The 408-nt window shown below is 61.0% G+C and carries 1 protein-coding gene; it reads right to left on the bottom strand.

Annotation, left to right across the window (positions count from 1 at the left end):
* A partial coding sequence (locus ILP92_RS18285; protein WP_214650098.1) for a DDE-type integrase/transposase/recombinase occupies positions 1-408 on the bottom strand: 408 nt, incomplete at both ends.

Raw genomic sequence — 408 nt, 5'->3', positions numbered from 1 at the left:
CGTAGCGAGCGGAACCAGTGGAGGTTTAGGCATTCGTCCCGGAACTTGCCGTTGAAACTCTCCACGAAGGCGTTCTGCACCGGCTTGCCTGGCTCGATAAACCGCAGGCGCACGCCGGTCCGTTCGGACCAGTCGAACATTGCCTTGCTGGTGCCCTCGGGCCCGTTGTCGAGGATGATCTCTTCGGGCAGCCCAACGCGCAAAGCTAGGTCATCCAGGAACCGAGCGACGCGAGCCCCAGGGATCGACACATCGACAATCTGGCCGGGACAGAACCGGCTGTGATCGTCCACGATGTTCAACACACGAAACCGGCGGCAGTCAGCTAACTGGTCGCTGACAAAGTCCAATGACCATCTTTGCATCGGCCTATCAGGCACCTGAGGCTCGACGCGATCCCGCCTGGGC

Origin of the sequence: Palleronia pontilimi, assembly GCF_016412875.1 — a bacterium.
GTDB lineage: Bacteria > Pseudomonadota > Alphaproteobacteria > Rhodobacterales > Rhodobacteraceae > Palleronia > Palleronia pontilimi.
Note: the sequence above shows the minus strand (reverse complement) of the source record. Positions and strands in the feature narration are given on the sequence as shown.